The sequence below is a fragment of the Klebsiella sp. CN_Kp075 genome (assembly GCF_040065055.2).
Taxonomy (GTDB): Bacteria; Pseudomonadota; Gammaproteobacteria; order Enterobacterales; family Enterobacteriaceae; genus Klebsiella; species Klebsiella aerogenes.
In genome coordinates this window covers 5,083,271-5,097,948 of sequence record NZ_CM198050.1, presented here as the reverse complement: position 1 = coordinate 5,097,948, position 14,678 = coordinate 5,083,271, and the positions used below count along the sequence as shown (strand labels likewise).

General features: G+C 54.3%; 11 protein-coding genes. 2 read left to right on the top strand and 9 right to left on the bottom strand.

Annotated elements, in window-relative coordinates; translation table 11 throughout:
• Positions 1-3: 3 nt before the first annotated feature.
• A complete protein-coding gene (locus ABLV78_RS24195) occupies positions 4-1,020 on the bottom strand; it encodes a substrate-binding domain-containing protein (RefSeq protein ID WP_047047219.1) in 1,017 nt (338 codons plus the stop codon).
• Positions 1,021-1,111: 91 nt separating this feature from the next.
• Entirely contained in the window at positions 1,112-2,611 is a 1,500-nt protein-coding gene (locus ABLV78_RS24190) for a PTS transporter subunit EIIC (protein ID WP_047047222.1), read from the bottom strand.
• Between the two features lie 367 nt (positions 2,612-2,978).
• Here ABLV78_RS24190 and metF point away from each other — a divergent pair, with 367 nt between their 5' ends.
• Together metF and ABLV78_RS24180 are read left to right on the top strand one after the other, a co-directional pair.
• Positions 2,979-3,866: a methylenetetrahydrofolate reductase gene (gene metF / locus ABLV78_RS24185; protein ID WP_015368922.1), complete on the top strand. Its 888-nt coding sequence runs from the start codon at positions 2,979-2,981 to the stop codon at positions 3,864-3,866.
• A gap of 151 nt (positions 3,867-4,017) precedes the next feature.
• Complete coding sequence (locus ABLV78_RS24180; RefSeq protein WP_047047225.1) at positions 4,018-4,944, top strand: DMT family transporter; 927 nt, start codon at positions 4,018-4,020, stop codon at positions 4,942-4,944.
• Between the two features lie 44 nt (positions 4,945-4,988).
• Here the strand turns inward: ABLV78_RS24180 and nagE are convergent, their stop codons facing one another.
• The 7 genes from nagE to gldA form a co-directional block, all read right to left on the bottom strand.
• A complete protein-coding gene (gene nagE / locus ABLV78_RS24175; protein ID WP_047047228.1) occupies positions 4,989-7,001 on the bottom strand; it encodes an N-acetylglucosamine-specific PTS transporter subunit IIBC in 2,013 nt (670 codons plus the stop codon).
• 260 nt (positions 7,002-7,261) lie between these two features.
• Entirely contained in the window at positions 7,262-8,404 is a 1,143-nt protein-coding gene (gene nagA, locus ABLV78_RS24170) for an N-acetylglucosamine-6-phosphate deacetylase (protein ID WP_047047231.1), read from the bottom strand.
• 9 nt (positions 8,405-8,413) lie between these two features.
• On the bottom strand, positions 8,414-9,151 hold the full coding sequence (nagB, locus tag ABLV78_RS24165) for a glucosamine-6-phosphate deaminase (RefSeq protein ID WP_047047234.1): 738 nt from the start codon (positions 9,149-9,151) through the stop codon (positions 8,414-8,416).
• 8 nt (positions 9,152-9,159) lie between these two features.
• A complete protein-coding gene (locus ABLV78_RS24160; protein WP_047047236.1) occupies positions 9,160-10,074 on the bottom strand; it encodes a glycyl-radical enzyme activating protein in 915 nt (304 codons plus the stop codon).
• A 12-nt stretch (positions 10,075-10,086) separates the two neighbouring features.
• Positions 10,087-12,510: a glycyl radical protein gene (locus ABLV78_RS24155; protein WP_047047239.1), complete on the bottom strand. Its 2,424-nt coding sequence runs from the start codon at positions 12,508-12,510 to the stop codon at positions 10,087-10,089.
• 158 nt (positions 12,511-12,668) lie between these two features.
• Positions 12,669-13,418 carry a DeoR/GlpR family DNA-binding transcription regulator gene (locus ABLV78_RS24150; protein WP_045395317.1) on the bottom strand — a complete coding sequence of 250 codons (750 nt, stop codon included), beginning with the start codon at positions 13,416-13,418 and terminating at the stop codon, positions 12,669-12,671.
• Between the two features lie 138 nt (positions 13,419-13,556).
• The gene (gldA, locus tag ABLV78_RS24145; RefSeq protein ID WP_047047243.1) at positions 13,557-14,660 is read right to left on the bottom strand and encodes a bifunctional L-1,2-propanediol dehydrogenase/glycerol dehydrogenase; all 1,104 of its coding nucleotides are present in this window, start codon (positions 14,658-14,660) and stop codon (positions 13,557-13,559) included.
• Positions 14,661-14,678 lie beyond the last annotated feature (18 nt).

Below are 14,678 nucleotides of genomic sequence, written 5' to 3'. Positions count from 1 at the left end.
TCATTATGCTGACTCCCGCGTCACCAGTTGTCCGGAAAGGGTAATACGCTGGGTAGGGAGAGCCGGTTCTTTGATCTTGCGGATAATTAACGCGGCGGCCTGACGGCCGGTCTCTTCGCTGGCGGAAGAGACATAGGTAAAAGATGGCGAAGTCAAATTCACATGCATCATATCTTCGAAGCCCACCAGCGCCACTTGTTGGGTAAGAAAGACGTCTTTTCCCACCGTTCGTCCTACCTGATGAATACCATTGAGGCAGCCAATCATCGCATCCGGTGAATGGCAGAGCAGCGCGGTAATGGCATTATTCTTTTCCAGTAACTGACGAGTGGCGATACTGGCGGCTTGGGTATTGTCGTGACAGGCGGGCGCAAACTCTTCGCGTACCGTCATGCCGTTTTTCTCCAGCGTGCTGTAAAAGCCGAGCAACCGCTGCTGACGAATAAGATCGTCTTCCTGACCGCCGATGTAGGCAATATAGCGATGACCACGCTCTATCAGATAACGCGCGGCGATGCTGGCGGCCTGACGATTATCGCGGACCACCTGATCGCGGTTGCCGGTTAACGGCCTTTGCGAGACCGTCACCAGAGGCAGGGGACATTGCAGCAGCGCTGCAGGCAGCGTATCGCGGGTGGTATCGGCATCAAGATAAATCACGCCGGCGACGCCCTGTTGTTTAAACGACAGCAGGCAGCGATCCAGATAGTCGCTATCGTTAAGCGGCTGGCCGAGAAATACCATATAGCCCTGTTTCTCCAGTTCCTGCACGATGTTGGCCATCACTTTGATGGAAAAACTGTCGTTGAAGTCGCGAAGAATCAGGCCGATTAGATTGGTGGTGTTGGCGCGAAGGTTGGCGGCGGCGACGTTATGCACATAGCCGAGCTTCTGGATGGCAGCATTGACTTTTTCGATGGTGGCGTCGGAAATTTTTCCCTTCTGACGTAATACCAGCGAGACCGTAGAAACGGAAACGCCGGCCAGTTTCGCCACATCTATAATGCTGACTTTCTTCAAAATCGCTCCATGAAAACTGTTGTATGACAGTCAGATAGCAGAAGATCGCTTCTCTGAGACAAGCGATCTTCCACACCATAACATCTTCTGGTTATTTGCCAATCATCCCCGACATGGTTTGAGCGATAAATTGCGCCCTGGCGCCAAAAATTATCTGGATACCGTTATCACCGACGAAGACTACGCCGCGCGCGCCGATACTGTTGAGGCCGTCTTTATCTACCGCCTCGCGTTCGGCAACCTCCAGACGCAGACGGGTGATGCAGGCGCCCACGGAGTCAATATTCTGTGAACCGCCGAGTAAGCTGACAATTTCAGTTGCCAGTTCGGCGTCGGTTTTATCATTGGCCGTTACGGTGATATCGGTACGTCCCGGCGTTTTCACATCGAAGCGGCGGATCACGAAACGGAAGGTGAAATAATAAATCAGCGCCATCGGCACGCCAACAATCACCGCGCTGAGGAAGTTTGTCTGATAGCCGTTCATGGAAGGCAGAATACCGAAGGAGATATAGTCGATAAGTCCGGCGGAGAACGACTTGGCAATATGCGCGTGCAGCAGGTACATAGTCATGTACGAGAGCCCCGCCATAATGGCGTTAAAGACGTACAGAATCGGCGCCACGAAGATAAAGGTGAATTCGACGGGTTCGGTGATGCCGGTCAGGAAGCAGGTCAGCGCGGCGGAGAACAGAATACCGGCCGCGATTTTTTTATTTTTAGTGTGCGCTTCGTGATACATCGCCAGACAGGCGGCCGGCAGAGCGAACAACATCAGCGGGAATTCACCCTGCATAAATTTGCCCGCGTTTTGATAGCTATCGGTGCTAAAAGATTTCACCCCTTCTTCCAGCATTTTAAACCAGATGGTCTGGTCGCCGTGGATCATCTGGCCCGCCTGAGTGGTGTAATCGCCGAAGGAGTACCAGAAGGAAGGGTACCAGATGTGGTGCAGGCCAAGCGGGATTAGCGCGCGTTCAACGAGGCCGAAAATGAAGGTGGAGGCGGCCTGGTTATCGCCGTTAATCACCATCGACAAGGAATCAATACCGGCCTGGATATGCTGCCAGACGTAAGGTAGCAACAGGCCGAGGATGAACGACAGGAAGGCGGTGGCGATCGCCACAAAACGCTTACCGGAAAAGAAACCGAGGAATTCCGGCAATTGCAGCGTGTGAAAGCGGTTGTAGCACCAGGCGGCGAGTATCCCGCAGATAAGCCCGCCAAAAACCCCCATCTGTAACGTCGGGATGCCGACCACCATCGCATATTTCCCGCCCTGTGCGGCCATTTCCGGCGTGATACCGAGTACGGTACCGATGGTAATGTTGGTGACGAAGACCGAGACCGCTGCCGATAGCGCGGCGATGCCGGATTCCGACGCGAGGCCGACCGCGGAGCCGATAGCGAAGAGCATCGGTAGGTTATCGAAAATAATACCGCCGGCATTCATCATCAGCGGTAAATGGAATTTATCCCCGAAGGCCAACAACAGGCCGGCGGCCGGGAGGAGCGAAATCGGCAGCATCAAGGCGCGGCCGATCATCGACAGTTTTGATAATGATTTTATGAACCCTGACCACAGACTCATGCTGATTACCCCGAATAGATATTATTGGCGATGATATGTTGAGTAGAACGTTCTAGTAGAACGTTCTACTCAATGTGGATCAAGGTTGACGTTGCTGCAATAGTAATCGTTATGCCAGGGGGGGGAGATGTGCGATTTTTTGAACTACTTCAAATTACGCTGCGGACAAAATCTGAAAACAACGCCAGGGCGCGCCTGGCCTGACGCGAGATGAACTTTTTTCACTTTGACTGAAAATTCCTCACTGTTTACGCAGATTTTTCTATTGACGCCCGCACGCTTTTCCGTCATTTTTACATCTGGACGTCTAAACGTATAGAAGTTCGCAACACGACTGATAAATATAATGCGATTGATGAGGTAAGGTATGAGCTTTTTTCACGCCAATCAGCGGGAAGCCCTGAATCAGAGCCTGGCGGAAGTCCAGGGCCAGATTAATGTGTCCTTTGAATTCTTTCCGCCGCGGACCAGTGAAATGGAGCAAACCCTGTGGAAATCCATCGATCGCTTAAGCAGCCTGAAACCGAAGTTTGTTTCCGTCACCTACGGGGCGAACTCCGGCGAGCGCGACCGCACTCATAGCATTATCAAGGGCATTAAAGACCGCACCGGTCTGGAAGCGGCACCGCACCTGACCTGTATCGACGCCAGCCGCGATGAACTGCGCGCGATTGCCCAGGATTACTGGAACAACGGTATCCGCCATATCGTCGCGCTGCGCGGCGACCTGCCGCCGGGTAGCGGCAAGCCGGAGATGTACGCCGCCGACCTGGTGACGCTGCTAAAAGACGTCGGTGATTTTGACATCTCCGTCGCCGCCTATCCGGAAGTGCATCCGGAAGCCAAAAGCGCGCAGGCCGACTTATTGAACCTGAAACGTAAAGTAGAAGCGGGCGCTAATCGCGCGATCACTCAGTTCTTTTTTGATGTCGAAAGCTACCTGCGTTTTCGCGACCGCTGCGTCTCCGCCGGTATCGACGTGGAAATCATTCCGGGCATTCTGCCTGTCTCCAACTTTAAACAGGCGAAGAAATTTGCCGATATGACGAACGTGCGTATCCCAACCTGGATGTCGAAAATGTTCGAAGGGCTGGATAACGATGCCGAAACGCGCCAGCTAGTAGGGGCGAATATCGCCATGGACATGGTGAAAATTTTAAGCCGGGAAGGGGTAAAAGATTTCCACTTCTATACCCTGAATCGCGCCGAAATGAGCTACGCCATCTGTCATACCCTGGGCGTGCGTCCGGCGTAATCACCTGCTTTACCTCTTGTTTCATCCTTATCGGGGCGGTGAACTGCAATTCACCGCCCCCTTTTTTAGCACGAAAAGTGCGCTCTGCCTTTAAGCAACCTTCCGCCAAAGCGAGTATAGTGCCCGCAAAAATCATGACGGTGGAGAAGTTATGACGGTTGCAAGGAACAGCAATCTCCTGGCCGGTTGCGGCCTCGTCCTGCTGACGCTTATCTGGAGCTACAGCTGGATTGCGATGAAACAGGTAACGCTCTATATCGGCGCCTTCGATTTTACCGCGCTGCGCTGTATCTTCGGCGCGATTGTACTGATGGCGGTGCTGGCGCTGCGCGGGCGCGGCATGCGGCCGACGCCGTTTGGCTATACCCTGGCGATTGCGCTGCTGCAAACCTGCGGCATGGTCGGCCTGGCGCAGTGGGCGCTGATGAGCGGCGGCGCCGGTAAAGTCGCTATTCTCAGCTACACCATGCCGTTCTGGGTAGTGATCATGGCGGCGCTGTTTTTAGGCGAGCGCATGCGGCGGCTGCAGTATGCCGCTATCGTCCTGGCGGCGTGTGGTCTACTGCTGGTGCTGCAGCCGTGGCAGTTGGATTTCTCCTCGATGAAAAGCGCGCTGCTGGCGATCCTCTCCGGCATCAGTTGGGGGGCGAGCGCGATTGTCGCCAAACGCATGTATCGCCGCTATCCGCGCCTCGATTTACTGTCGTTAACCGCCTGGCAGATGCTGTATGCCGCGCTGGTGATGAGCGTGGTGGCGTGGCTGGTGCCGCAGCGCAGTATTGACTGGCAGCCTGGGGTTTTCTGGGCATTGGGCTATAGCGCGATTCTGGCCACGGCGGTGGCCTGGAGTCTGTGGCTGTATGTCCTGCGTAATCTGCCTGCCAGCGTCGCCGGCCTGAGTACGCTGGCGGTGCCGGTCTGCGGCGTGCTGTTTTCCTGGTGGCTGCTGGGTGAAAATCCGGGGCTGGTGGAAGGCGGCGGCATTGTGCTGATTGTCGCGGCGCTGGCGATTATCAGCCTTAAAAAGCGCCACGCTCATGGGCAACACGTTGATCGGCCGGCGACGGCGGCAAAATAATCGTCACATGTGGCCGCATGGCGCGGCCACACCGTTTATCAATCTTATCCCTTAATGTGGTACAGCGGTTCACCCGCTTTCACCTGACCGTGCGCTTTGATTTCCAGCTGCGCGAACTCCTCTATATTGCTACAGAGCACCGGGCTAACCATCGAACGCACGTTAGCTTCGAGGTACACGAGATCCATTTCGAGAATCGGCTGACCTGCGACAACAGTAGCGCCTTCTTCCGCCAGACGGGTAAAGCCCTGACCCGCCAGCGCAACGGTATCAATCCCCATATGTACCACGATCTCAGCGCCGTCTTCGGTCTCAAGACAGAAGGCATGATCGGTGTTGAAAATCTTGATGAGAGTACCCGCCGCGGGTGAAACCACAATGTTGCTGGCCGGCAGGATGGCGACACCACCGCCAACGGCGCCGCTGGCGAAAGCTTCGTCAGGGACTTGCTCCAGCGCGACCAGCTCGCCGCTCACCGGGGCGACGAGCTCGATAATCCGCAATGCATTCGCTGCCTTGCGTGGATTATTGTGGGCCTGCGCGGTGACGCTGGGGAGCGTCTGCGCGGCATCGACGTGACCCGCGGTTTTCATGGCGGTGGCGATTTTTTCCGCCACGAAGCCAACGATTATCTGCACGTTGCTGGCGTTGAGGCGAATGACCCCGCTGGCTCCCAGGCGGCGGGCCAGCGCTTCATCGACCAGCGTTGCATCCTTAACGCCAAGGCGCAGGCGGGTGATGCAGGCGTCGATATTGGTGAGATTATCGGAACCACCGATAGCGGCAATGTACTGGCGCGCCAGCGCGCTGATATCCTGCTGTTTCGCGGCGCTCAGGTTCACATCTTCGCCATCGGCGGCGCTGCCGGCAACGGACAGCTCGCGGCCCGGCGTCAGCAGGTTGAAGCGGGTGATGGTGAAGCGGAAGACCAGATAATAAATCGCGAAGTACACCAGCCCCATGGGAATGAGCAGATACCAGTGGGTGGCCAGCGGGTTGCGCGATGCCAGTACCATATCGACCAGACCGGCGCTGAAGCCGAATCCGGCGATCCAGTGCATGCTGGCGGCGATGAAGACGGACACGCCGGTTAAAAAGGCGTGGATGACGTATAGCGCCGGCGCGACGAACATGAAGGAAAATTCCAGCGGTTCGGTAATGCCGGTGAAGAAGGCAGCAAATGCGCCAGCCATCATAATCCCCATCACCTTCGCTTTATTTTCCGCGCGGGCGCATTGGTACATCGCTAATGCCGCGCCCGGCAAGCCGAACATCATGACCGGGAAAAAGCCCGCCTGGTAACGACCGGTGATGCCAACCACCGCTTTACCGGAGGCGATGGACTGCGCGCCGCCAAGGAAATTCGGGATGTCGTTAATCCCGGCGACGTCGAACCAGAATACCGAGTTCAGGGCGTGATGCAGGCCGACCGGAATGAGCATACGGTTGAAAAAAGCATAGATACCCGCACCCAGTGAGCCCAGTTTTTGGATATGTTCACCGAAGCTGACCAGCCCGCTAAAGACCACCGGCCAGATAAACATCAGGACAAACGCCACCACAATCATGGTGAATGAAGTGAGGATCGGCACCAGTCGGCGTCCGCTGAAGAACGAGAGCGCTTTCGGTAACTCCGTGCTGCTAAAGCGGTTATAGAGTTCCGCTGAAATAATGCCGACCATGATGCCGATAAACTGATTTTTAATCTTCGCAAAGGCCGCAGGCACCTGCTCGATTGGGATCTGCTGGATCATGGCGACAGCTGCCGGCGAACAGAGCGTGGTTAATACCAGAAAGCCGACAAACCCGGCCAGCGCGGCGGCGCCATCTTTATCTTTCGACATGCCGTAAGCTACCCCGACGGCAAACAGGACGCCCATATTATCGATAATGGCCGCACCGGACTGAATACATAGTGCGGCCAGCGCGTTAGAACTACCCCAGCCGTTGGGATCGATCCAGTAACCGATGCCCATTAAAATGGCGGCGGCAGGTAAAGTAGCGACGGGCACCATCAATGCCCGGCCGACTTTTTGTAGATAACCCAAAATATTCATATGAATTCCCTTAAAATAATAAATCCTGAAGCCGCATGTAATAAAGCGACTGACTTGTATAACGATGGGCAGTTAAAATTAAGCAGTCTTATTTTTATTGTGGGTTATTTTTAAGGGATTTCAGGAGGTGTTTAATGTTAGCCAGGTCGCATTTTAATAAATATTAAAAAGGACTTGGGGTATTAATAAATAGAAGAAATAACAAAGCAGCGGTTATTTTTCAATAACCGCCATTGTTAAATGATACGGAGGTGAATTAATTAACTTATTGACCAGGCTACCGTACCGCGACAATAGGTTGTATTCACCTGATAATTATCTTCAAGGACAACAATATCGGCATCGTATCCGCGCTGTAATTTCCCTTTTCGACTATCAAAACCTAATAACCGTGCCGGGTTAATGGTGCAGGATTTTAATGCCGCGCTAAACGGCACCATTGCTCTTTCGACCATATTATATAAGCCGCGATTGAGCTGTAGCGTGCTGCCGACCAGGACGCCGTTATCCCGTCTGGTTGCGCCATCGTCGCCAAGTACCATTGGCTCTCCGCCGAACATATATCGCCCCGGAGGACAACCTTTCGCCTTCATCGAGTCGCTTATCATGATGATGTCATTATCATTTTTGCTGCGATAAAGGTGGGCGGCGGAAACCAGGCTGACAAAGATACCGTCGGCAATCACCTCGCCGTACAGGCCATCAAGATTCAGGGCGGCGCCAAGCAGGCCGGGCTCGCGATTGACGTATTTCGCCATGCCGTTATAGACATGGGTGACATTTTTAGCGCCGTTGGCGACCGCCGCCAGCGCCTGCTCGAAAGAAGCATCCGAATGGCCCATATTGACCACAATCCCTTTCTGCGCGCAGTAGCGGGTCAGCGCAAATTGATGGTCTTCTTCCGGGGCAAGGGTAATGGCGATAATGTGGTCGCGCGCCGCCTTTTCGAAAGCCTGAAACTGGGTGACGTCGGCAGGGCGAATCTGTTTTTCCGGCTGCGCGCCGCGGTAAAGTTGGCTCAGGAACGGGCCTTCGAGATGGATGCCCAGAATTTCCGCGCCGCTATATCCTTCGTCCATGACGCGGGAAATATTGTCCAGCGCCGCCAGTAGCGTCGCGTTTTCATCGGTAACGGTAGTCGGGCAAAAGGCGGTGACGCCTTCTTCCGGCAGTCGGGAGGCCCAGCGGCGTAGCCCCTGTGGGTCGTTTTCGTTGGTATCGTAATCCCAGGCGCCGTGCGCATGGCTATCGATAAGGCCTGGTATAATGCGCCGCGCCCCGAAATCCTTATCCACGCGGGAGCTAAGACCGGGCGTGATCGCGCCGATAAGCCCATTTTCAATGGTTATTTGCGCCGGGTAAAAACCCCCGGCAAGCCACACTCGTTCGCTCTGGATTATCATATCTCACCTTTAAGCGCTGATAAGCGATGCCGCGTCACGGTCGCATATGATGGTGACGTCCGCATGCATCAGTAAGAAGGAGGCGGGGAATTGCGGATCGATGCGTGTGCATTGGTGCAACTGCTTGATAATTTCCGCTTTTGATTTACCGTTGGCAATCAGCACGATCTTTTTGCTGCGCAAGATGGTGCCCATGCCCAAAGTGATAGCCTGCCGGGGGACTTCGTCCTGGCTGGCGAAGAAGCGGGCGTTCGCCGCAATGGTCTCTTCGTTAAGGTCGATGATATGGCATACCGGGCTATGGGTAGCATGGGGTTCATTGAAACCAATATGACCATCGTGACCAATGCCGAGAACGGTAATATCGAAATCGCCATGGCTTTGAATCAGGCGTTCGTAGCGAGCGCATTCGGCCTGCAGGTCGAGCGCCAGAATATCCGGTACGAAGGTATTTTCTTCAGCCATGTTGGCATGCTGATAAAAGTGCTGTTGCAGGAAGTAATAATAACTTTGCGGATCGTTTTTGGCCAGCGGGATATATTCGTCGATATTAAACGAGAGGGCGCAGGAGAAATCGGCTTCGCCATCTTTCGCCATTCGGCTCATTTCGGCCAGGAGGCCGACGGGGGTTCCGCCAGTCGGTAAGGCCATTACTAAATCCGGTTTTTTATTCAGCTCCTGGGCAATATGTTGTGCTGCCAGGGCGCTCATTTTTTCGTAGGTGTCGGTAATAATAAAGTTCAACATGTTAATCCTTAACCGCCAATGGTGGCTTTTAATCCAATATCTTCAGCGTATTGTTTAATTTGTTCTGTTACTTCGCGTTGGCATGTCGGAATGTTGTGTAGAAAATAGGGCATACCAAGCTTTTGATATTTCCCGATGCCATAAATATGGTATTCGAGAATATCAACCTGTAAAACCGCCGGACCGAGTTTACGAATAAAGTCGAGACGCTGGCGAATATCCTCCGGATCGTCGTTACGCGTCGGCACGATCACCATTCGCGCGAGGATCGGCTTGCCCATAGCGGCGATCGCTTTGGCATTATCGAGGATCCGCCGATTGTCTACGCCGGTACAGGCAAGATGAGTCTCGGGGTTGAAAGCTTTAAAGTCGTAAGAGACCAGATCGACCGTTTCAATCAGCGGGCGCAGCTTTTCCCAGCGGATATTGCCTGCAGTATCGAGACATACGTGTACGCCCTGCGCTTTCAATATTTGCGCTGTTTCTTTGACGAACTCCGCCTGCAGCGCCGGCTCGCCGCCGGAAAAGGTCACGCCGCCAGTGCTTGAGTCGTAAAATGTCTTGTCGCGCAGTAGTAATTCCGCCAACTGGTGCGAGGTCATCTCTTTAGCGACTTTTTCATAACCGTCGTAGGGGCAGAGATCGACCATATCCAGGAGATTGCTGCAATTTCTACGGTCTATATTGACGCCATTGCCAGGTTCAGCAAGGGTAATGGCGTGGTTGTTCGCCGCCTGTACGCAGGTACCGCACTGGCGGCAGCGTTCTTTAAACCAGAAAACGTTATGGCCTGGCCCGATGGTTTCCGGATTCGCGCACCACTGGCAGCGCAGGTTGCACTGCTGCATAAAGACGGTGCTGCGTATTCCTGGACCATCTTTGGTGGAATAACGTTGAATTCGGGAAATCAGGCCAGTTCTCATCGCGTTTCTCTCTTACCAGCTCAGTTCGGTGCGCGCGATAATCGCATCCTGCGCTTCCGGCATCAGCGTTGAGAACAGCGCGCAATACCCGGCAACGCGCACCATCAGATTCGGGTAATCCTGCGGATTGGCCTTTGCGGCGCGCAGAATATTGGAATCAATGATGTTGAACTGATTATGGAAGATGTTTTTCTCACGGCTGGCTTCCATAAAGGCGGTAAATTTCTCCAGATTGTCGTCGCCTTCCAGCGCGCTTGGCGTGAACTTCATATTCAGCAGCTGGCCGCCGGCGATTTTCTGGTTCGGCAGTTTCGCAACCGAGTTAATGACCGCCGTCGGGCCTTCTTTATCCGCGCCGAGGCACGGAGAGGCGCCTTCGTTCAGCGGCAGCGTCGCCAGGCGACCATCCGGCGTGGCGCCGACGTCAAAACCATTCGGCACGTATGAAGTAATATTAGAGGTCGACATGGTATAACCGCAGCCTTTTGGCCCCTTACCATAGCGATCGGTTTTGTATTTCGGCAACAGTTTGAGATAGGACTCGAAGACATCGGCGACGATATGGTCGACATAGTCGATATCGTTACCAAACTTCGGCGCATTGCGGCACAGTTTGCGTACGCGCGCGCCTTCCAGACCTTCAAAGTTGCTATCCATGGCGTCGCGTAGCTGTTGAAGCGTCAGGACTTTATCGTCGAAGACCAGTTTTTTCACTGCCGCCAGGCTATCGCCGACCACGGAAGGGCCAATGTTGGAGGAACTCACGAAGTCATATTCCGCGCCGCCGTTTTTCAACGTTTTACCGCGTTCCAGCGAGCAGTTAATCGTGGCGGAGGCAAAGGCATCGGCATCGTGGTATTTCAGCGCCCGGTCGCAGACCAGATCGCAATCTACCGCCAGATCGGAGTAGAACTCCAGCAGCTGGTTCCACGCCGCCCATACTTCATCGTAAGACTGGTAGTTTATTTCGCGGCCTTCTTTACCGTTGATTTTCACTAACTGCACGCCGGTCGCCGGATCGCAGCCGTTGTTCATCACCAGCTCAAGGATCTTGCCGAAATTCACATAGGTCATGCCGGTGGCGCGGTGCCCCCAGCGGCCTGGGATCGCGGTTTCTACGCAACCCATTGAAGCATATTCGCGGGCGACTTCTTCCGTCAGGCCCAGCGTCATCATGGCAGGGATAACCACTTCGTCGCAGAAGATCGACGGCATACCGAAGCCTTTACGAATGAGCTTTGCGGCATCCTGCATCAGCGAATGCGGGGTATCTTTTGAGAAACGAACGCTGAGGTTTGGTTCCGGCAGGCCGGTTAGCGCCATGGCTTCCAGCGACAGATAGGAAAGATCGTTGGTACCGTCGCTGCCGTCAGGCTTCATGCCGCCAACCATCAGGTTGGAATAGAGCGGATAGCCCCCGCTGTACTGAGTATGGCCCCACGGGCGTACTTTGTTCAGGCTGTTGGTCATGATGAAGAAGTGGGTCAGGATCTCCAGCGCCTTTTCTTTGCTGATTTTCCCGGCTTTGATATCGGCTTCGTAATACGGCCAGACGTACTGGTCGAAGCGGCCGAAGGAGAAAGAGTGGCCGTTGCTTTCAATCATCATCAGCAAATGGGTAAGGTAGACGGTTTCCACGGCTTCATAGAAGCTACGGGCTTTGCCTTCCATCAGATGGGCGAACATGTCGCTCATGGCCAGCAGTTCGTCGCGGCGTTTAGCATCGGACACTCTTGCCGCTTCGGTTTTAGCAAGCGCGGAGAAGCGTTTGCAGTATTTAAGCGCGGCCTCCATGGTAATAATGACCGCCTGATAGAAATCTTTTTGCTCGTCGGTCAGGTTGTCGTCATTTTCCAGGTGCTGTTTGGCGATATCGCGCATACCGCCATAGCCAACTTCCAGTACGAAATCATGGTTCGGAATGATATGGCCGTCGCCGGACATGCTAATGCCGCCGCGGTGCAGCACGCCCTGTTTTTCCGCCAGACGGTTAATTTGCGGTAGGTTGGCAAGCACTTCATCCTGATGGGTTTTTCCTTGCCAGTAATCCTGCAGGGTACGCAAGCGGGCTTTGGTGGATTCGGACACGCGGAAGCTATCACCGGAACGCTTATCAAATTCGTCCAGTTCATCGATAACCCAGTTAAAGGAGTATTCCGGGAACACCGGCGCGGCAAAATTGGCGCTCGCCTGGTTGCCGACAATCAGCATATCCGGTTCGATATAGATGGTCATTTTCTCCAGAATATCGGCTAACGCCAAAGCCCGGCGAATCACAATGGACTGGCCTTCGGAGCGTTTAAACGACTCGGTGATGATCTCTGCTCGTTCCGGGCATAGCGTCGCCACGCGATGGAACATCTGATCCTGTTTTTTAGCGATACGCGCGAAGTCGCAATCGTCGTTGGTAGGTTTGAAGCTCAGTAATCCGTTCATAAAGACCTCAATTCTGGAGGGGGTATCCCTATTCCACGCTTGAGGTGTTCTTTTGTCAATTTATTTATGATCTTTTGTGTTCTATTTATCATTAATAAATCTAAAAAGAACATTTAGAAAAAACGGAAAAGCACAGACGCCCGTTGCCGGGCGTGAAGTTATGCTGCGCTGTCGGCCAGCAACAGTTCGGTTTTTTGCGCAGTAAGCAGGGAGAGGATATCGGCTGGGAGGCCATCCTGACTGATAACGATGTCAAAATCGTCCAGTCGGGCATGGCCGGCAAGGAAAGTTTGCTCGAATTTACTTTTATCGGCGAGGAGGATTTTTTGCCGTCCGGCGCGCAGCAGCGCTCGCTTGACGTGGGCATCGGTCATTTTAGGGACCGTTAGCTCGCCGTGGTGGTTAATACCCTGGGTGCTGATAAAGACCTTATCGGCATGAATGGTGCTAAAAAACTCTGCGGTACTGAAAGAGATCATCCCCTGGGTATCATCTTCATATTCTCCCGGAGCGACGATTAACTTGATGTTTTTTCTTCCTTTTAGCAGGTTCACTACCGGTACTGAGTTAGTGATCACCATGATTTTTTTATCGAAAATTGATTGCGCTAGCGCCAGCAGCGTGGTCCCGCAGTCAATGATGATAGTGTCGCCGTCCTCAACCAGCTCTGCCGCTTTACGGCCAATCAGGTGTTTATCGTCAACCATCTGCACGGATTTAAGCTGAAAACTTGGCTCGACGCTGGCGCCGCTGGTCAGGTAGGCGCCGCCATAGGTCGTTTTGACGATTCCCTGTTTTTCGAAGAATGACAGATCCCGGCGGATAGTCATTTTGGTGACGCCGAACTTCTCGGCCAGTTCGTTTACAACGACTTTTTTGTCCTGTTGCAGAATGGCGTAAATGCTCATTCTTCTGTCTGATGATTGCATAACAACGATTTGCCCAAAGGAAAAACGCACTATAAAACACATCCCGTGTGCTGGCAATCGGCGATCAAAGGAACATAAAAGAACACGCCCGGCTGACGCCGGGCGTAACGGGAAAGGTTATTCCCACTCTTGCAGGAAACGCTGTCCATATTGGTCGGCCACCAACAGCGCGGCATACACCTGGTCGGCGCTAGCGCCGCCCGGCATATTGTGGATAGTTTCGCCTTCGGCGCAGGCGGCCTCCGCGACCGTGCGCATTTTGGCCGGGATATCGCCTTTAATATCGAGCTGCGCCAGCGTGATGGGCAGACCGACGCTGTGACAAAGCGCCGCAGCGGTCTCAATTTCTTCCACCGGCGCGTTTTCCAGCACCAGCTGCGTCAGGGTACCAAATGCGACCTTTTCTCCGTGGTAGAAGTGATGGGCGTCCGGGATGGCGGTCAGGCCATTGTGAATCGCGTGCGCCGCCGCCAGCCCGCCGCTCTCAAAGCCGACGCCGCTCAGGTAGGTGTTGGCTTCGATCACCCGCTCAAGCGCTGGGGTAACCACATGCTGCTCGGCGGCAAGCATCGCCTTTTCGCCTTCTTCAACCAGCGTGTTGTAGCATAGCTCCGCCAGCGCCAGCGCCGCCTGGGTGCATTTACCACCCGCCATTGTAGTCGCGCCGCTGCGCGAGCAGGCGCGGGCTTCAAACCAGGTCGCCAGCGCATCGCCAATCCCGGCGGCCAGCAGGCGAGCTGGCGCGCCTGCGACGATCTGCGTATCGACAACCACCATGTTCGGGTTGTGCGGCAGCATCAGATAGCTTTCGAATTCGCCATCGTCGGTATAGATAACAGACAACGCGCTGCACGGCGCATCGGTGGAGGCGATGGTCGGTGCCACGACCACCGGCAGGTGCATATAGTGAGCCAGCGCTTTCGCGGTATCCAGCGTCTTGCCGCCGCCGATGCCGAGCACTGCATGGCATTGGGCGCTGCTGGCGATATCGCGCAGGCGGTTGATTTCATTTTGCGAACATTCACCGCCGAACGGGGCGATTTCGGCCACCAGACCAGCGCCGCTCAGGCTGGTACGCAGCTGCTCTTCGGCAAAGCCGAGAACGAACTTGTCGCCGATGATTAGCCAGCGTTCAGCCAGCGGTTTGAGATATTCGCCGAGGCGCTTGATGGCGCCAGCGCCCTGGATGTATTTACCGGGTGATTGAATAATGCGATCCATTTCGATTCCTCCGCGATG